Below are 17,538 nucleotides of genomic sequence, written 5' to 3' on the forward strand. Positions count from 1 at the left end.
AGTGGAAGGCGCGAAGACTCCTGAGGGAGCATGGGTCAGGGGAGACCCCACAGGTGCTTATAGCGCCGAGGAGGCTCCCCGGGCCACCCGCGGAAAGCGAAGCGCCTGGAACGAAAATCAACAGACTAATTTCACCAAGCATAACTATTTAATATGGAGCGGGTAACTCCCCTCCCCAAAATGGATAGGAGGAACAATAAATGGGTAACCAAACAGAAAAGCTTGTAAAAGGCGGAAGCTTCTTAATCGAAGATGTAACTTATGACCATGTTTTCACTCCAGAGGATTACACAGATGAGCATAAAATGATCGCGAAAACGACTGAGGATTTCGTAACGAACGAAGTATTGCCTCAGGTTGAATATATCGAGCAGCACGAGTTTGACCGCACGGTGAAACTATTGAAGGAAGCTGGAGAGCTCGGCCTTCTTGGAGCTGACGTTCCTGAAGAATACGGCGGTTTAAGCCTTGATAAAATCAGCTCAGCTTTGATCGCTGAGAAGATGGCAGTAGCTGGCGGATTCTCCATCTCCCACGGTGCACACGTAGGGATCGGTTCATTGCCAATCGTTCTTTTCGGTAATGAAGAGCAAAAACAAAAGTACCTTCCTGCACTGGCAACTGGCGAAAAGCTTGCAGCCTACGCACTTACAGAGCCAGGTTCAGGTTCAGACGCACTAGGTGCAAAGACTACAGCTAAGCTGAATGCTGAAGGCACTCACTATGTGCTTAACGGCGAAAAGCAATGGATTACAAACGCTGGCTTTGCTGACGTATTCGTTGTTTATGCTAAAATCGACGGCGAGCAATTCACAGCTTTCATCGTTGAAAGAGAATATCCAGGAGTTTCAGTTGGCGCTGAAGAAAAGAAAATGGGGATCAAGAGCTCTTCTACACGTACATTGATTCTTGAAGATGCTCAGGTTCCTGTAGAGAACCTTCTTGGCGAAGCAGGAAAAGGCCACCTTATCGCCTTCAATATCCTGAACATTGGACGTTATAAGTTGGGAGTGGGCGCAACTGGCGGTGCCAAGCAGGCATTCGGTCTGACTGTAAAGTATGCTAATCAGCGCCAGCAATTCAAGACACCTATCTCACAATTCAACCTTACAAAAGAGAAGCTTGCGACAATGGCTTCCAAAATCTACGCAACCGAGAGCTCTGTATACCGTACAGTAGGCTTGTTCGAAGAGAGAATGAACCAGTTGTCTGAAGAAGAAATCAACAATGGTAAAGCAGTCGCTGACTCGATCGCTGAGTACGCAATCGAGTGCTCAATGAACAAAGTCTTCGCAACAGAAACACTTGACTATGTTGTAGATGAAGGTGTACAGATCCACGGTGGATATGGCTTCATGCAAGAGTATGAAATCGAAAGAGCTTACCGTGATTCAAGGATCAACCGTATTTTCGAAGGTACAAACGAAATCAACCGCCTGCTAGTACCAGGAACATTCCTGCGCAAAGCTATGAAGGGCGAACTTCCATTATTGCAAAAAGCTCAACAGCTGCAGGAAGAGCTCATGATGCTTATGCCTGAAGAGCCAGGCGATGAGCCATTGGCACAGGAGAAATACCTTGTTAAAAACGCGAAGAAAATCGGCTTGCTTGCAGCTGGATTAGCTGCACAAAAGTTCGGCAAAGCATTGGAAAAAGAGCAGGAGATCCTCGTCAATATCGCGGATATCATCTCTAATGCTTATTCAATGGAATCTGCTGTTCTTCGTACTGAAAAGGCAATCGCAAAAGATGGAGTGGAAAAGAGCAAGCAAAAGCTTCTTTACACGCAAATCTTCTGCCAGGAAGCATTCAATGAAATCGAGCGTGACGCAAAAGAAACTCTTGTTGCAACAGAAGAAGGCGACGCGCTTCGCATGTTGACTTCTGCATTGCGTAAGTTCACAAGACATACTCCAATCAATGTCATTGCGAAGAAACGTGAAGCATCTGAAAAGCTGATCGAAGCAGAGCGATTCATCGTTTAATCTAATGTTCTTGAACACTTCTCCTGTTTTCTGGGAGGAGTGTTTACTTTTTTGGACTGCTTTTTAATTCATGAAGGAATTTTTCGAATTATGTAGAATAAAGTAATGGATGCCTAAAATATCGGGGAATTTAAACACGGAATGTTAGTATTTTTCAGCCTTATTATGTTACTATCCGATTAGAGGGTTTTATTATTGGGATACTAGCAAAGGGTGGTGAAAAATATGGCAAAGACGTTTTATTGGTACCCTAAATGCGGCACATGCAGGAACGCCAAGAAATGGTTGGACCAGCATGAAGTAAACTATAATGAAGTACATATTGTCGAAAACCCACCTTCCCAATCCCAGCTTGAAGAAATGCTGGAAAAAAGCGGCCTCGATATCAAGAAATTTTTCAATACTAGCGGCCAGAAATACCGGGAACTGGGGATGAAAGACAAAATCAAGACAGCATCAAAAAGTGAGCTGCTGGAACTGCTTGCATCTGACGGCATGCTCATCAAACGCCCGCTGATGACAGACGGGGAAAAAGTAACTGTGGGCTACAAAGAGGAAGATTTTGAAAAGGCCTGGCTGTAATTTTGGTCCCATCGATATTAATCGATAGAGATATACAATTGGAGGGATAGTCAATGAATGCACCGAAAGAGTTGCGTTATTCTGAAGAACACGAATGGGTAAAAGTAGAAGGAGAAAAGGTTCGCATCGGAATCACGGATTTCGCGCAATCTGAACTTGGCGACATCGTATTCGTCGAACTGCCAGAAGTGGGCGACGAAATCACTGTTGACCAGCCATTCGGAAGTGTAGAGTCCGTAAAAACGGTATCAGAGCTTTATGCACCAGTAAGCGGCAAGGTAGTGGAAATTAACGAAGAATTAAATGACAGCCCTGAATTTGTTAACGAATCACCATACGAAAAAGCTTGGATGATTACTGTTGAGCTATCTGACAACAGTGAAGTCGAAAAGCTTATGACAGCTGAACAATACGAAAACATGATCAAAGAATAAATTAACTGACGCCTTGATGATTCAAGGCGTTTTCTATTTTGAATAATTTATTGGAAATTTTACGATGAAGATTGTCCAGCTCCAGCGCCTAGCCAGTTTTCATCCCTGCTAGTGCTTCCTCGAGTATCTTGCGAAAAGCATTAGCTTTGAGCAGCTCGAGACGTTTCGAAGTCAAAGAGCGACTTCAGTGGTCGGCCCTCCCAACGCTTGTCGGGGCTGAACAAGCCGCCTCCGCTTTTCTTATAAACTCCTTCATTTTTCCATCAATTCATTGCCTGAATTCGGACAAGCTAAAACTAATCAACTATCGAAGAAGGGTGATACTCATGACATTGAACAAACAAAAGCTTGATATAACGGACAGAGTGACAGGAAAGCTTGAAAACGGACAGGTACAGCTTTACCTGGAAAACGAACACATTGGATCCATAGAGCTTCCAGAAGGGATGCAGATGAAGTTAGAGCATCACTATGAGGCAGAACAGAATAAAATTTACCAGCATGTATCAGTGCCGGATCAATCAGAACCTCGGTATACTGATTGTGATGAAGGCGGCTGGTGTTAGATAAATCAGAACAGCGGCCAGCCATGCCGCTGTTTTTCTCTATGTTCACCAAATATCGGCAATGCATCGGTTAAGAATAAAAATACTATAAGCCTAAAATCAGGCTAGATTATGAAAATAACGAAAAAGCTTATATAGAATGATCCTATAAGTCCAAAACGAGTCTAAATCATAAAAAAGGTTACATAGAATGATTCTATAAGCCTAAAATGAGGCTGGCTCATGAAAAAGGTCACATATGAAGAGTCAATACCCCGAAAATGCCGTACAACTGGCTAGTCTAAATTTTTGCAATCTCCTTTAAAAACAGTGACAATAGAATTATGAACATAACAGCACAAATTCAATATTCATGTTTATAATATTGTAAGTTAATTATCTCTGGTGCATAGGTGGTTATGGCGATGGACGAAAATCACAAGGTGATCATAGTAGAGGGTTCGTCAGACAAAAAGAAAGTTCAAACCGTGCTTAATGAACCGGTCGAAATTATTTGTACGAATGGGACTATTGGTGTTTCGAAGCTTGATGAACTGATTGATTCCCTTTTCGATAAAGATGTATATATCCTCGTGGATGCGGATGCGTCAGGGGAAAAATTGAGAAAGCAATTTAAAAGGGAATTTCCTGAGGCCAACCATTTGTATATTGACAGGATGTACAGGGAAGTTGCGACGGCCCCGGAAAATCACCTTGCTACAGTTTTAATTGGAGCAAATATCGATGTTCATGCAGAGTATTTAGAAAAAGGATGACTGTAGATGGAAGAATGGACTAAATCAGAGATGGAAACCTTCCTGGAGGAAAAAAGAACAGGTTACCTATATTTTTACACACCAATGTGTGGCACCTGCCAGGTAGCAGGAAAGATGCTCACTGTCATCGATCAGCTGCTGCCGGAAATTCCTTCAGGCAAAGCAGACTTGAATTATCTGCCTGAGATGGCGGAACGATTTGAGATTGAAAGTGTCCCGTGTCTGATTCTGTTGAACAAGGGAGAGGTGCTAGAAAAGATTTACGCCTTTCAATCTGTTCCTTATCTTTATGAAAAACTTAAAGGATTAAATTGATGTAAAAAGCGGCTTTGCCGTTTTTTTTTTGCCCATTTCAGCTATGGGGTTTGTTTTTACCTATAAAAGATGATATTCCCGGATAGAAGAGAGACCTCCCCGTTGAATAGATACTTTCCTAATTAAAATGAATCTCCAAAAGAGATTTACATATCGTTCCATAAATATTATATTTAGATTAGCGAAATAATTGAGGGGCGAAACATAATGGCTCTATACCAGGAATGGGCGGCACAAATTAAAACTTATAATCGAAATATACGACTTACCTTCATTGCGAACATATTGACCCAGATTGGCCTTGGAATTTTCATGGTCATCTATAATTTTTACATCAGGGAGTTAGGCTATAATGAGCTTGTAAACGGCAAGGTCATAGCCATGACCTCGCTGGCAACTGCTCTTATTCTTATCCCTGCAGGCATTCTCAGTGATAAAGCAGGCAGAAAAAAATTGATGCTGTATGGAGCCATCGCGACAGGACTGATCTTATTCAGCCGGAGTATCGTAGAAAGTCAGTCCTTATTAATTCTTTTTGCGTTTGGAACAGGCCTTGCTTCCGCATTTATCCAGGTGTCCATTATTCCGTGGCTGGCGGAGAATTCGAAACCTGAACAACGCGTACATTTATTCAGTATTCACTTTGCGGTGATGACGGGTGCCAACGTAATAGGAAGTCTTTTGGGTGGAATCCTCACAGACTTATTCAGCATGATGGTACCAGGACTTGAAAGTATCAGATATACATTGATGATTGGTTCGTTCTTGTTTATGGCTGCCCTGATTCCGATTATGAGGCTGAATGAAAATCGGCCAGCCCGCATATCGGCAGGCGATATAAAAGAAAAATCTAAAACCATCCCTCATAAGGCCAGCTTTAAAATCATACTGCTGTTTGCAGTAGCTCAATTGATGATAGGTTTTGGAGCTGGATTGGTCATTCCATATTTGAACCTCTATTTTGCGGATCGGTTCATGGCTTCCAATTCAATGATTGGCCTGGTCATTTCACTTGGGCAGGGAGCAACTGCCGTAGCGATGATCATCGGGCCTATGGTCGTGCGCAGACTTGGGGAAGTAAGAGCGGTAGTTGTTTTACAGATGCTTTCTTTGCCGTTTTTGCTGCTGACAGCGTACACCCAGAATTTTTGGCTGGCAGCTCTAGGCTTTTTATTCCGTCAGGCACTAATGAACGCGGGTAATCCAATCCAGATGTCGTTAATGATGTCGAAGGTTGATGATTCCATGAAGGGTTTGGCCAACTCTGTGAATCAAATGGTGTTTAATCTCGGGTGGGCTGTTATGGGGCCGGTATCGACTGGAATCGTCTTGAAATACGGTTCCTATTGGGGATATGCAACAGTATTTACTATCACTGCTGGTCTGTATTTAGTTGGATCCACTTATTTCTTCGTAGTCTTCAAAACGATGGATAAGCCAAAATCCGGCATAGTGAATACAAAAACAGCTTGATTACTGTATTTCTTTGGATTTATTTCTCGGGAAATGAAAGACGATGCCGAAATATCACACGGTATTGTCTTTTTTTACTTTAATCACGATGTAAATTCAATTTTCATCGAATTATTTGTCGAAGGATTCCAACAGGTTTTTTCCCTTATTACAAGGAATATTTAATATGAGGGAGTTGATCGGAATGCAAGAACGAATAGACAGGTTTGTGAATGGGATTCCCAACAAAGAGCATATTCTGCCGCTAGTAAAAAAATTGGATTTAATCTTAAAAATAGTAGCAGAGGATAACACATACTGCGTGTCTTTTAAGGATGGCAGGGTTGCCTGCTGTGATCCCTGTATTGATAGGGGAAATACTGCAACGATCTCTGGCAGGTTTGCGTATTTTGAGGATTTATTTGATGGGAATCTTAAACTGCTTCAGGGGATAAAGAAGAATTATTTTACAACGGATTGTCCTTTTCGCGCCCAATTGGTTCTGGAATCGTTATTTTATCTTGCAAGACCCCTTCCTGTATAAATTTATATCTGAATAGTCTAAATATATTGACTGGTAAATTGTGACGTGATATTATCACTTTAACGCAGTAAAAACGAAATTGAATATTCTTATCCAGAGAGGCGGAGGGACTGGCCCCATGAAGCCCGGCAACCGGTTGTGAAACACGGTGCTAATTCCAGCAGAGTTTTTGCTCTGAAAAGATAAGGAGAGATGATAAATGACCCTCTTCTTAGGAAGAGGGTTTTTGTTTTTTTAGATAAATTATTTAGATTGGAGAGATGGAGATGACTAATGAGCAAAAGAGTTACAGGATTGAAACGCTGGGGGTACACGGCGGCCAGTCACCAGACCCGGTGACCGGAGCAAGGGCAGTACCGATTTATTCGAGCAATGCATTCCAATTTGAAAACACAGAACATGCAGCAGATTTATTTGCACTTAAAGAACCGGGTTATATTTACTCAAGGATACATAATCCGACTGTTACTGCCCTGGAAGAAAAAGTGGCTTTGCTTGAAGGCGGTGTAGGCGCGCTTGCTTTATCAAGCGGGATGTCTGCCATCACGATGGCCATCCTGAACATTGCTCATGCAGGCGATGAAATTGTCGCTGCTTCTAATCTATATGGAGGTACTTACAATCTATTTGCTGTGACCCTTCCGAAGTATGGAATAAAAGTTCACTTAGTTGATTCTGGTGATCCTGAAAATTTCCGAAAAGCCATCACTCCAAAAACCAAAGCAGTCTATGCAGAAACAATCGGCAATCCAAGTCTCAGGGTTCTGGATATTGAAGCTGTGGCTGAAGTTGCTCACGAAGCAGGTGTTCCGCTGATCATCGATAACACATTTGCAACACCATATCTATGCCGGCCAATTGAACACGGCGCAGATATCGTCGTCCACTCGGCAACCAAGTGGCTATTAGGAAATGGTACAGTAATGGGCGGGATTATTGTGGATGGAGGAAACTTTGATTGGAAGTCTCCTAAATTCCCAGGCTTCAATGAGCCGGACACCAGCTACCATAACATTGTCTACAGTGAAGCAATCGGAGCTGCCGCCTATATCGTAAAGGCAAGAGTACAGCTTTTGCGTGACCTTGGACCAGCAATCAGTCCGCAGAGTGCGTTTCAATTCAATCTTGGCATAGAAACTCTGCATGTCCGCATGAAGGAGCATATCGCCAATACGCGAAAAATTGTTGACTACCTTGAGTCGCATCCTGCTGTTACATGGGTCAGCTATCCTGGTCATGAATCGCATCCTGACAAAGAACTGGCAGATCGATATCTTCCAAAGGGAGCCGGTGCAGTAGTCATTTTTGGAATTGAAGGTGGCAGGGAAGCAGGAGCAAAGCTGATCAACTCATTAGAATTATGGTCCCATGTCGCGAACGTCGGCGATGCTAAAAGCCTGATCATCCATCCTGCAAGCACAACCCATCAGCAGTTGGACTCAGAAGGACTTAAAGCAGCTGGGGTTCCTGAGGATTTAATCCGCCTTTCCGTCGGGATTGAAAATGTGGATGATATCGTTGAGGACCTGGAGCAAGCGATCGAAAAAGCGACCGGTGTACCTGGAGTACCGGCTGGGATTTGAAATCCATAACCTTCCAGAAAATATTTGAAAATAATTTTATTGACACTCTTTTTTACTCCGTGCTACAATCACACTCGTAACTTAAAACCGATTAGATAATTTAATAGCGTGCTCTTATCAAGAGAGGTGGAGGGAAGTGCCCTATGAAGCCCGGCAACCGTCATTAAGCTTTGCTAATGAAATGGTGCCAATTCACACAAAGCGAATCGCTTTGGCAGATGAGAGAAAGGAATCCACTATTATTATGCCTTTCTGCTCACTTGCAGGAAGGCTTTTATTTTGTTCTTTTCGAGTAAATGCTTAAAAAGTTATAGCTAAAAAGCTTGTCCGAAAAGATTTTATCACAAGAGCACAAATTTCCCGTTTAGGATAAGAGCCCATCGCCCAATGTTACTGAGTTTGAATTTTTTTGGTTAGGGAATGGGAAACTAGATTGATAACCTTCTTATTTTTAGGGAAATTAAACGGTTTTAATAAGTATGGAATACTCGGTTGCAAAGAGGGGGAGTCAATTGATTACGATAAAGAATGCCAGAAAGATTTATCCTTCCAACAAGGGGGAGGTTAAGGCAGTCGACGATGTCAACCTTGAAGTCAAGGAAGGCGAAATCTATGGAGTCATCGGTTATAGTGGTGCCGGAAAAAGTACTTTGATCCGCATGCTGAATGGGCTGGAGATCCCGACTTCAGGTTCTGTAGTGGTAGCCGGCAGGGAAGTTTCCAGGATTAAGGGAGCGGAACTGCGCAAGGCCCGCCAGGAAATCAGCATGATTTTCCAGCATTTCAACCTGCTCTGGTCAAGAACAGTGACAGAGAATATTGCGTTCCCGCTTGAAATTGCTGGAGTTCCAAGTGCTGAGAGAGAGAAACGGGTAAAAGAATTGATCACACTTGTAGGCCTTGAGGGCCGAGGGGATGCCTATCCTTCCCAGTTAAGTGGCGGACAAAAGCAGAGGGTCGGAATCGCCAGGGCGCTTGCCAATAACCCTAAGGTACTTCTTGGGGATGAAGCAACTTCAGCGCTCGACCCACAGACGACTGACCAGATTCTTGATCTTCTTGTTGATATCAATAAAAGGCTCGGCCTTACAATCGTCCTGATCACTCACGAAATGCATGTTATCAGGAAGATCTGCCACCGTGTCGCCGTAATGGAAGGCGGAAAAATTGTCGAAACAGGACCTGTTTTGGAAGTGTTTAAAAATCCTCAGCAGCCGATTACGAAAAGATTCGTCCAGCAGGTGACAGAGCCTGAGGAAACAAAAGAAACTGTTGACCATTTACTGGAGCGCTATCCACATGGCCGCGTTGTCCAGCTCACATTCGTAGGTGAGGGGACTGAACAGCCGCTGATCACCAACTTGATCCGTGAGTTTTCCATAACGGTCAATATCGTCCAGGGTAAAATATCGCAGACACAAAATGGTTCTTATGGAACCTTGTTCATCCATCTTGATGGTGAAGAGGGCGAAGTAGCCCGGGCAATCGAGTATATAGGCCAGCATGAAGTCGGCGTGGAGGTGATTTCGAATGGCTGAGACATTGTTTCCAAATGTCAACTGGGACCGAATGTGGGAAGCGACAGTTGAGACACTATACATGAGTGCCATTTCCGTTGTGGCTACTTTCATCCTTGGAGCAATCCTCGGACTGCTGCTCTTTTTGACCTCCAAGGGCAATATATGGGAAAACCAGCCGGTCAATTTAGTATTGAGCGCAATCGTTAATATTTTCAGGTCGATCCCATTCATTATTTTAATCGTCCTATTGATTCCTTTTACAAAAATCATCGTGGGGTCGATGATCGGAGAAAACGCAGCATTGCCTGCACTGATCATTGGATCGGCTCCATTTTACGCAAGGATGGTGGAAATCGGCTTGCGTGAGATAGATAAAGGAGTCATTGAAGCAGCAAAGTCTATGGGTGCCAAGACGACGACGATCATCTGGAAGGTGCTGCTGCCGGAATCGATGCCAGCACTGGTTTCCGGTATCACAGTGACGGCAATCGCGCTGGTCAGTTACACTGCGATGGCCGGAGTCATCGGCGCAGGCGGCCTTGGAAACCTTGCCTACATGGAAGGCTTCCAGAGGAGCCGGAACGATGTCACCTTGATGGCAACCATCATTATTTTGATCATCGTGTTTTTAATTCAGTTTGTTGGTGATTACTTCACTAGAAAATTAGATAAGAGATAAAGGAGAGATTTGAATTGAAAAAATGGTTATTAGCACTATTAGCATTAGTTTTAACAGCAGGCCTTGCAGCTTGCGGAACTTCCGAGGATAACACATCAGGCGAAGGCGGCAAGGAAGAAAGCAAAAAAATCGTCGTAGGGGCTTCAAACGTACCTCACGCAGAAATTTTGGAAGAAGCAAAAGCTTTACTTGAAGAAAAAGGTTTTGAAATGGAAATCAAGACATTCAATGATTATGTTGTTCCTAACCAGGCACTTGATGGGGGAGAACTGGATGCAAACTATTTCCAGCACATCCCTTACCTTGAGTCACAAATGGCTGAGCACGGCTATAAGTTTGAAAATGCTGGCGGCATCCACATTGAGCCTATCGGTGTATATTCCAAGGAACATACAACACTTGATGACCTGCCAAAGGGTGCGCACATCATTATGAGCAGCTCGGTAGCAGACCATGGCCGTATTTTGACAATGCTTGAAAAAGAGGGATTGATTACTCTTAAAGAAGGCGTGGAAAAAGTTAATGCTACAATTGATGATATCGCAGAAAACTCTAAAGAATTGAAGTTTGATACAGAATACGAAGCAGCATTGCTTCCACAGATCTTCAACAATGGTGAAGGCGACGCAGTGTTGATCAACTCTAACTATGCAATTGATGCTGGATTGAACCCATTGAAGGACTCAATCGCGATTGAGGAAAGCGATTCTCCATACGTGAACGTAATTGCTGTCCGTGAAGGAGATGCTGACAAACCGGCAATCAAGGCATTGGTTGAAGTGCTTCGTTCAAAAGAAATCCAGGACTTCATCCTTGAAAAATATGAAGGTGCAGTCGTACCGGTAAAAGAATAACTTCTTGAAAAAGCAGGCGGGCAGCCTGCTTTTTCTTTTTGCCGCATAACAGGCCAGGAAAATTAACATACTAACCGAGAAAAAAGCAGAATGGAGTGGAAACAATGGAGCATCACTATGAACCCCGGAATTCAACCGAAGCAGCTCTTCATGAATATAAGCAAGGATTGGGAGTTTTCACGCAAAAAATGCCGGAGCTTGCAAGCCACTATAATGCATTCACGGAAGTATGTTTTCAGGAAGGAACCTTGACGCAAAAAGAAAAGCAATTGATTGCACTCGGGATTTCTTTGTATTCACAAGATGAATATTGCATCATTTATCATGTGAAAGGCTGCCTAGATCAGGGGGCGACTGAAGAGCAAATTTTGGAAGCGGTTGGAGTTACAGCTGCATTTGGCGGCGGCGCGGCAATGAGCCAGGCCGTGACACTAGTCCAGGAAGCAATGGCCGAACTGAATACTTTAAAGCAGTAAATGCTGTTTCATGCAGCAGATTTCGCTGTTAAATAACAGGAAAGGCTTCATTTGGGAGGATATTGCCAGTATTCTAAGAATGGCAGAGTTGAAGTCGCGTCAGGACCCCATATTCCATCACATCCAAAAATTAACGGTTTTAACCGCTTTGATAGTGGTAAATAAAAGGTGTTAAGATTGCAATATCAAAAAAACGCTTATTAAAGCGAAAAACCGAAGGGATGATTCACTATTAGTCAGCTAAAACTGAACTACACAAGTGAAATGGAGAAAGCGATGCATGGAGCACATGGAATTAGTTACGAGGTATACAGCATGAACCATGACGCAAGAATGGAAGTCGAAAGAAAACGCGAAAGAGACTATATCAAAAGCCAACGGATGGTCGCAGACCTGGACAGAAAAGTCCACTCGTAAGCGAGAGAATATATATATAGAAGAAACTCTTTGGGAACCAGTGTGAATGATACACTGGTTTCTTTATTATTATGTGCTGTGGTTACACGAAGGTGGAATTTAAAGATCAAGCTGTTATTGTGACAGGTTCGAGGAGTAAGGATGAAAAGCTGTCATGATCAAGCTGTTATTGTGACAGGTTCGAGGAGTAAGTATGAAAAGCTGTCAAGAAAACGCTGGTATTGTGACAGGTTTGAGGTGTAAGGATGAAAAGCTGACATGATCAAGCTGTTATTGTGACAGGTTCGAGGAGTAAGTATGAAAAGCTGTCAAGAAAACGCTGGTATTGTGACAGGTTTGAGGTGTAAGGATGAAAAGCTGACAAGAAAAGGCCGTTATTGTGACAGGTTTGATGTGTAAGGATGAAAAGCTGTCAAGAAAACGCTGTTATTGTGACAGGTACGAGGTGTAGGAGAGAAAAGCTGTCAAGAAAAAGCCGTTATTATGACAGGTTTGATGTGTAAGGTTGAAAAGCTGTCAAGAAAACGCTGTTATTGTGACAGGTACGAGGTGTAAGGACGAAAAGCTGTCAAGAAAAGGCTGTAATTATGACAGGTTCGACTTGTTGGAGCGAAAAGCTGTCAAAAGAAGGAGCAACTTCAGACAGGTTTGATGCCCAAAGGGGAAAAGCTGTCAAAAGAAGGAGCAACTTCAGACAGGTTTGATGCCCAAAGGGGAAAAGCTGTCATAAGATGAGGGAACTTCAGACAGGTTTGGTGCCAAAAGGGGAATAGCTGTCATAAGTTGAGGGAACTTTAGACAGTTTTGGTGCTCAAAGGGGAAAAGCTGTCATAAGATGAGGGAACTTTAGACAGGTTTGGTGCTCAAAGGGGAATAGCTGTCATAAGTTGAGAGAACTTCAGACAGGTTTGATGCCCAAAGGGGAAAAGCTGTCAGAAGAAGGAGCAACTTCAGACCGGTTTGAAGGAACCAAGTGAAAAGTTGTCCGAAGTCGGTCTAACTTCGTATCGGGCCTAGCCTCCGTGATTAATCCAGCAGGATACCACATAGCTTAGGCTATCTAGTACATTTTTTTATAGTAGAAGGTGAAAAATAAAATGATGTACAAGCTATGAGCGGAATATCCGACTTTAAAGTGCTTGTTCTGTTAAAATGAGATTGTGTTTTGTCGTCGCATGTCGCCATCCAGCGAGCTGAATGGCGGGGTGGGGGAAGTGTAAAGAAGACAAGAAAATCGATCTGCAGATATAAATGGAAATCGGAATTCCTGCTGATTTTTGGCTCACTTCGTGAAGCTAACGCCTCCCTGGCTTTTCAGCCACGGCTGAAAAGCTGCCGAGTGGAAATGAAACGCTGCGGGCAAATGAATTTGCTCGGTCGTTTCCTTCCCACTCGGCATGAGCCAAAAATCGAAGGGGGTTTGACAATAATCTGCAGGGTTCGTTGTATTTCTTTCCACTTCTAAAGTGTTGCTAACACTTTCTATTTGTTATAAGATTGTAATGAGAATAAAATGAGAATAGAGCTTTTGACGGCTAGAGTCGGCTTAAAATCTTTTCTATATTGACGGAGGTAATATTATGGCAGGATCTGTATTATCAATTAAGGACCTTCAAGTTGAGATTGAAGGCAAGCAGATATTAAAAGGTGTGGATATTGAAGTTAAGGGTGGAGAAATCCATGCGATCATGGGACCAAACGGTACTGGTAAGTCCACTTTGTCTTCTTCTATCATGGGACACCCTAAGTATGAAGTAACAAATGGAACAATTACGCTTGATGGCGAAGATGTTCTGGAAATGGAAGTTGATGAAAGAGCACGCGCTGGTCTTTTCCTTGCGATGCAATATCCTAGCGAAATCAGCGGTGTAACGAATGCTGACTTCTTGCGTTCTGCATTGAACAGCCGTCTTGGCGAAGGAAATGAAATTTCTCTTATGAAGTTCATCCGCAAGATGGATAAGCAAATGGAATTCCTTGAAATGGACCTTGATATGGCACAGCGTTACTTAAACGAAGGTTTCTCCGGCGGTGAGAAGAAGCGTAACGAGATCCTTCAATTGATGATGCTTGAACCAAAAATCGCAATCCTTGATGAAATTGATTCAGGACTTGATATCGACGCATTGAAGGTTGTTTCTAAAGGAATTAACCAAATGCGCGGCGAAGATTTCGGCTGCTTGATTATCACTCACTACCAGCGCCTTCTTGACTACATCACTCCTGACTATGTTCACGTTATGATGCAGGGCCGTATTGTGAAGTCTGGTGGACCAGAACTTGCACAGCGCTTAGAAGCAGAAGGATACGACTGGATTAAGAAAGAACTGGGCATCGAAGACGAAACAGTTGGGCAAGAAGCTTAAGCGTTGGGGGGATTTATAATGACTACGGAAACGAAATGGGCTTTTGACCAGGAGTACATTACTTCCTTCTCAAAAGAAATGAATGAACCGGAATGGCTGACAGAGCTTCGTGTACAATCACTTGCGAAAGCTGAAGATCTTTCCATGCCAAGACCGGATAAAACGAAAATTGACAAGTGGAATTTCACTCAGTTTGAAAAACTGCTTGTGAAAAGCGATGTTTTTTCATCCATCGACGAACTTCCTGAGGATGTTAAAGTATTAGTAGACCAGGAAGCGAAGCAAAATAGCCTTTATGTGCAGCGAAACAATAAGCCTGCATACCTGCAGCTTTCAAAGGAAATGCAGGAGCAGGGTGTTATTTTCACAGATATTTTCACAGCGGCACGCGAATACAGCGACCTGCTGAAGAAATATTTCATGACGGCTGTTAAAAATGACGAGCACCGCTTGACGGCTCTTCACACAGCTTTCATGAATGGCGGAGCATTCCTTTATGTTCCTAAAAACGTTCAGCTGAACAACCCAATCCAGGCAATCTTCCTGCATGATGATGCAGAAGCGAACCTTTTCAACCACGTGCTTGTCGTTGCTGAAGACAACTCTTCTGTGACTTATGTCGAGAACTATATCTCAACAACTGGCAAAGTGAACGGATTGGTAAATATCGTAACTGAAGCGATCGCAGGCCAAAACGCGAAAATCCAATACGGTGCGGTTGATACATTGGCTGAAGGCGTTACAACTTATGTGAACCGCCGCGGCCATGCCGGAAGAGATGCTCGTATCGAGTGGGCTCTTGGCATGATGAACGACGGAAACACAATTTCTGACAATGTAACCAACCTGGTTGGTGATGGTTCTTACGGCGACACTAAGACTGTTGTTGTCGGACGTGGAGAGCAAACACAGAACTTCACAACCAGCATCATCCATTTTGGTAAAAATTCTGAAGGCTACATCCTGAAGCACGGTGTTGTGAAGGATAGCGCAACTTCAATTTTCAACGGAATTGGAAAAATCGAGCACGGGGCTTCCAAGTCAAATGCAGAACAGGAATCACGCGTTCTTATGCTTAGCGAAAAAGCACGTGGAGACGCGAACCCAATTCTTCTGATCGATGAAGATGATGTAACTGCTGGCCACGCTGCTTCTGTTGGACGCGTTGATCCATTGCAGCTTTACTACTTGATGAGCCGCGGTATTCCGAAGCATGAGGCAGAACGCCTTGTCATCCACGGATTCCTTGCACCAGTTGTAAATGAGCTTCCGATTGAGGGAGTTAAGAAGCAGTTGGTTGAGGTAATCGAAAGGAAAGTTAAATAATGAACTCCCGCGAAATTCGTGAATTATTTCCGATTTTAAATCAGGAAGTCAATGGCAGCCCGCTAGTCTATCTGGACAGTGCGGCAACATCACAGAAGCCGGTGCAGGTTATCGAAGCACTGGACAAATATTATCGCGAATACAACTCCAACGTCCATCGCGGTGTGCACACTCTTGGAACAAGAGCCACTGATGGGTACGAAGGATCAAGGGAAAAAGTCCGAAAGTTCATTAACGCAAAATCAATCGAAGAAATCATTTTCACCCGTGGTACCACGACTGCAATCAACACGGTAGCTGCTAGTTATGGCCGTGATAATCTAAAAGAGGGCGATGAAATTGTCATCTCCTACATGGAGCATCACAGCAATATTATCCCTTGGCAGCAGGTGGCAAAACAAACGGGCGCAACTTTGAAATATATCGACTTGCAGGAGGATGGCACGATTTCACTTGATACTGTCAGAGAAATCGTGACAGAGAATACGAAAATCGTCTCCATCATGCAGGTTTCCAATGTACTTGGTGTCATGAACCCGATCAAGGAGATTGCCGAGATAGCACACCAGAATGGTGCAATCATGGTTGTCGATGGCGCCCAAAGCGCTCCGCATATGAAGATTGATGTTCAGGACCTAAACTGCGATTTTCTCGCTTTTTCCGGACATAAGATGTGCGGGCCGACCGGTATCGGCGTATTATATGGCAAGAAGGCACTTCTTGAAAAAATGGAGCCGGTTGAGTTTGGCGGCGAAATGATTGATTTCGTAGGTCTTTACGAATCAACATGGAAAGAGCTGCCGTGGAAATTTGAAGGCGGAACACCGATCATTGCTGGTGCGATTGGTCTCGGTGCCGCAATCGACTTCCTGAACGAGATCGGGCTCGACAATATCGAAAAGCATGAACACGCACTTGCGGCTTATGCCATGGATAAAATGTCTGAAATCGAAGGCATGACCATCTATGGACCGAAGGAAGCCGGCAAGCGTGCTGGACTCGTAACTTTCAATATTGATGATGTGCATCCACATGATGTGGCAACTGTATTAGATGCTGAAGGAATCGCCGTCCGCGCTGGACACCATTGTGCACAGCCTTTGATGAAGTGGCTGAAGGCGTCCGCGACAGCACGTGCAAGCTTCTACCTGTACAACACAGAAGAAGATATTGACAAGCTCGTAGCCGGACTTGTCAAAACAAAGGAGTATTTCAGCGATGTCTTTTAATAATTTAGATAACCTTTATCGTCAAGTTATTATGGATCACTATAAGAACCCTCGCAATAAAGGTGTTTTGGAAGAAGGCAGCCTGACAGTCAATATGAACAACCCAACATGCGGCGACCGCATCCAGTTGACGATGAAAGTCGAAGACGGCAAAGTAGCGGACGCGAAATTTGAAGGGGAAGGCTGCTCGATTTCCATGTCCTCTGCTTCAATGATGACGCAGGCGGTCAAAGGAAGACCCATCGAGGAAGCTTTAAAGCTTTCAACGGTTTTCTCTGACATCATGCAGGGAAAAGATTATGAAGAGGATGATCTGGACCTCGGGGATATCGAAGCACTGCAAGGTGTGGCGAAATTCCCTGCAAGGATCAAATGTGCTACTCTTGCATGGAAGGCAATGGAGAAAGGCCTGAAGGAAGAGGAAGACAGCCAATAAGAAATCATCACCTGATGAT

General features: G+C 43.7%; 18 protein-coding genes and 2 riboswitches. All 18 genes read left to right on the forward strand.

Annotation, left to right across the window (positions count from 1 at the left end):
• Window positions 1-200 precede the first annotated feature (200 nt).
• The 18 genes from J7I80_RS13785 (at window position 201) to sufU (ending at window position 17,519) form a co-directional block, all read left to right on the forward strand.
• The gene (locus J7I80_RS13785) at window positions 201-1,985 is read left to right on the forward strand and encodes an acyl-CoA dehydrogenase family protein (RefSeq protein ID WP_102264237.1); all 1,785 of its coding nucleotides are present in this window, start codon (window positions 201-203) and stop codon (window positions 1,983-1,985) included.
• Window positions 1,986-2,210: 225 nt separating this feature from the next.
• Entirely contained in the window at window positions 2,211-2,567 is a 357-nt protein-coding gene (locus J7I80_RS13790) for an arsenate reductase family protein (protein ID WP_214738927.1), read from the forward strand.
• Window positions 2,568-2,620: 53 nt separating this feature from the next.
• The gene (gene gcvH / locus J7I80_RS13795; protein WP_214738928.1) at window positions 2,621-3,001 is read left to right on the forward strand and encodes a glycine cleavage system protein GcvH; all 381 of its coding nucleotides are present in this window, start codon (window positions 2,621-2,623) and stop codon (window positions 2,999-3,001) included.
• Window positions 3,002-3,327: 326 nt separating this feature from the next.
• Complete coding sequence (locus J7I80_RS13800) at window positions 3,328-3,567, forward strand: YusG family protein (protein WP_214738929.1); 240 nt, start codon at window positions 3,328-3,330, stop codon at window positions 3,565-3,567.
• Window positions 3,568-3,965: 398 nt separating this feature from the next.
• A complete protein-coding gene (locus tag J7I80_RS13805; RefSeq protein ID WP_214738930.1) occupies window positions 3,966-4,322 on the forward strand; it encodes a toprim domain-containing protein in 357 nt (118 codons plus the stop codon).
• Window positions 4,323-4,328: 6 nt separating this feature from the next.
• Window positions 4,329-4,637 (forward strand): thioredoxin family protein, encoded by a 309-nt coding sequence (locus J7I80_RS13810; protein ID WP_214738931.1) that lies wholly within the window; start codon window positions 4,329-4,331, stop codon window positions 4,635-4,637.
• A 207-nt stretch (window positions 4,638-4,844) separates the two neighbouring features.
• Window positions 4,845-6,110, forward strand: a complete 1,266-nt coding sequence (locus J7I80_RS13815) for an MFS transporter (RefSeq protein ID WP_214738932.1) — start codon at window positions 4,845-4,847, stop codon at window positions 6,108-6,110.
• A 184-nt stretch (window positions 6,111-6,294) separates the two neighbouring features.
• On the forward strand, window positions 6,295-6,633 hold the full coding sequence (locus J7I80_RS13820) for a hypothetical protein (protein WP_214738933.1): 339 nt from the start codon (window positions 6,295-6,297) through the stop codon (window positions 6,631-6,633).
• Window positions 6,634-6,719: 86 nt separating this feature from the next.
• Window positions 6,720-6,822: riboswitch (SAM riboswitch) on the forward strand.
• A gap of 77 nt (window positions 6,823-6,899) precedes the next feature.
• Window positions 6,900-8,216, forward strand: coding sequence for an O-acetylhomoserine aminocarboxypropyltransferase/cysteine synthase family protein (locus tag J7I80_RS13825; protein ID WP_214738934.1), 1,317 nt, complete (start codon window positions 6,900-6,902; stop codon window positions 8,214-8,216).
• A gap of 111 nt (window positions 8,217-8,327) precedes the next feature.
• Window positions 8,328-8,441: riboswitch (SAM riboswitch) on the forward strand.
• Between the two features lie 287 nt (window positions 8,442-8,728).
• Window positions 8,729-9,754: a methionine ABC transporter ATP-binding protein gene (locus J7I80_RS13830; protein WP_214738935.1), complete on the forward strand. Its 1,026-nt coding sequence runs from the start codon at window positions 8,729-8,731 to the stop codon at window positions 9,752-9,754.
• Window positions 9,747-10,415 (forward strand): methionine ABC transporter permease, encoded by a 669-nt coding sequence (locus J7I80_RS13835; RefSeq protein ID WP_214738936.1) that lies wholly within the window; start codon window positions 9,747-9,749, stop codon window positions 10,413-10,415. The genes J7I80_RS13830 and J7I80_RS13835 overlap by 8 nt, the downstream gene beginning before the upstream one ends.
• A 14-nt stretch (window positions 10,416-10,429) precedes the next feature.
• Window positions 10,430-11,269 carry a MetQ/NlpA family ABC transporter substrate-binding protein gene (locus J7I80_RS13840; RefSeq protein ID WP_214738937.1) on the forward strand — a complete coding sequence of 280 codons (840 nt, stop codon included), beginning with the start codon at window positions 10,430-10,432 and terminating at the stop codon, window positions 11,267-11,269.
• A 104-nt stretch (window positions 11,270-11,373) separates the two neighbouring features.
• The gene (locus J7I80_RS13845; protein ID WP_214738938.1) at window positions 11,374-11,745 is read left to right on the forward strand and encodes a carboxymuconolactone decarboxylase family protein; all 372 of its coding nucleotides are present in this window, start codon (window positions 11,374-11,376) and stop codon (window positions 11,743-11,745) included.
• Between the two features lie 276 nt (window positions 11,746-12,021).
• Window positions 12,022-12,162 (forward strand): YuzK family famiily protein, encoded by a 141-nt coding sequence (locus J7I80_RS13850; RefSeq protein ID WP_167833588.1) that lies wholly within the window; start codon window positions 12,022-12,024, stop codon window positions 12,160-12,162.
• A gap of 1,580 nt (window positions 12,163-13,742) precedes the next feature.
• The gene (sufC, locus tag J7I80_RS13855) at window positions 13,743-14,528 is read left to right on the forward strand and encodes a Fe-S cluster assembly ATPase SufC (RefSeq protein WP_041966111.1); all 786 of its coding nucleotides are present in this window, start codon (window positions 13,743-13,745) and stop codon (window positions 14,526-14,528) included.
• A gap of 18 nt (window positions 14,529-14,546) precedes the next feature.
• Complete coding sequence (gene sufD / locus J7I80_RS13860; protein WP_214738939.1) at window positions 14,547-15,854, forward strand: Fe-S cluster assembly protein SufD; 1,308 nt, start codon at window positions 14,547-14,549, stop codon at window positions 15,852-15,854.
• Window positions 15,854-17,083 (forward strand): cysteine desulfurase, encoded by a 1,230-nt coding sequence (locus tag J7I80_RS13865; protein WP_214738940.1) that lies wholly within the window; start codon window positions 15,854-15,856, stop codon window positions 17,081-17,083. The genes sufD and J7I80_RS13865 overlap by 1 nt, the downstream gene beginning before the upstream one ends.
• Complete coding sequence (sufU, locus tag J7I80_RS13870; protein ID WP_192470132.1) at window positions 17,073-17,519, forward strand: Fe-S cluster assembly sulfur transfer protein SufU; 447 nt, start codon at window positions 17,073-17,075, stop codon at window positions 17,517-17,519. Before J7I80_RS13865 ends, sufU begins: the two co-directional genes overlap by 11 nt.
• Window positions 17,520-17,538 lie beyond the last annotated feature (19 nt).

The sequence above is a fragment of the Bacillus sp. ISL-41 genome, assembly GCF_018613235.1.
Classification (GTDB): domain Bacteria; phylum Bacillota; class Bacilli; order Bacillales; family Cytobacillaceae; genus Mesobacillus.

Bases quoted from the DNA above. Each gene is read 5' to 3' on its own strand.
- J7I80_RS13785 (WP_102264237.1), top strand. From the start codon at position 201: ATGGGTAACCAAACAGAAAAGCTTGTAAAAGGCGGAAGCTTCTTAATC.
- J7I80_RS13790 (WP_214738927.1), top strand. From the start codon at position 2,211: ATGGCAAAGACGTTTTATTGGTACCCTAAATGCGGCACATGCAGGAAC.
- gcvH (WP_214738928.1), top strand. From the start codon at position 2,621: ATGAATGCACCGAAAGAGTTGCGTTATTCTGAAGAACACGAATGGGTA.
- J7I80_RS13800 (WP_214738929.1), top strand. From the start codon at position 3,328: ATGACATTGAACAAACAAAAGCTTGATATAACGGACAGAGTGACAGGA.
- J7I80_RS13805 (WP_214738930.1), top strand. From the start codon at position 3,966: ATGGCGATGGACGAAAATCACAAGGTGATCATAGTAGAGGGTTCGTCA.
- J7I80_RS13810 (WP_214738931.1), top strand. From the start codon at position 4,329: ATGGAAGAATGGACTAAATCAGAGATGGAAACCTTCCTGGAGGAAAAA.
- J7I80_RS13815 (WP_214738932.1), top strand. From the start codon at position 4,845: ATGGCTCTATACCAGGAATGGGCGGCACAAATTAAAACTTATAATCGA.
- J7I80_RS13820 (WP_214738933.1), top strand. From the start codon at position 6,295: ATGCAAGAACGAATAGACAGGTTTGTGAATGGGATTCCCAACAAAGAG.
- J7I80_RS13825 (WP_214738934.1), top strand. From the start codon at position 6,900: ATGACTAATGAGCAAAAGAGTTACAGGATTGAAACGCTGGGGGTACAC.
- J7I80_RS13835 (WP_214738936.1), top strand. From the start codon at position 9,747: ATGGCTGAGACATTGTTTCCAAATGTCAACTGGGACCGAATGTGGGAA.
- J7I80_RS13845 (WP_214738938.1), top strand. From the start codon at position 11,374: ATGGAGCATCACTATGAACCCCGGAATTCAACCGAAGCAGCTCTTCAT.
- J7I80_RS13850 (WP_167833588.1), top strand. From the start codon at position 12,022: ATGCATGGAGCACATGGAATTAGTTACGAGGTATACAGCATGAACCAT.
- sufC (WP_041966111.1), top strand. From the start codon at position 13,743: ATGGCAGGATCTGTATTATCAATTAAGGACCTTCAAGTTGAGATTGAA.
- sufD (WP_214738939.1), top strand. From the start codon at position 14,547: ATGACTACGGAAACGAAATGGGCTTTTGACCAGGAGTACATTACTTCC.
- J7I80_RS13865 (WP_214738940.1), top strand. From the start codon at position 15,854: ATGAACTCCCGCGAAATTCGTGAATTATTTCCGATTTTAAATCAGGAA.
- sufU (WP_192470132.1), top strand. From the start codon at position 17,073: ATGTCTTTTAATAATTTAGATAACCTTTATCGTCAAGTTATTATGGAT.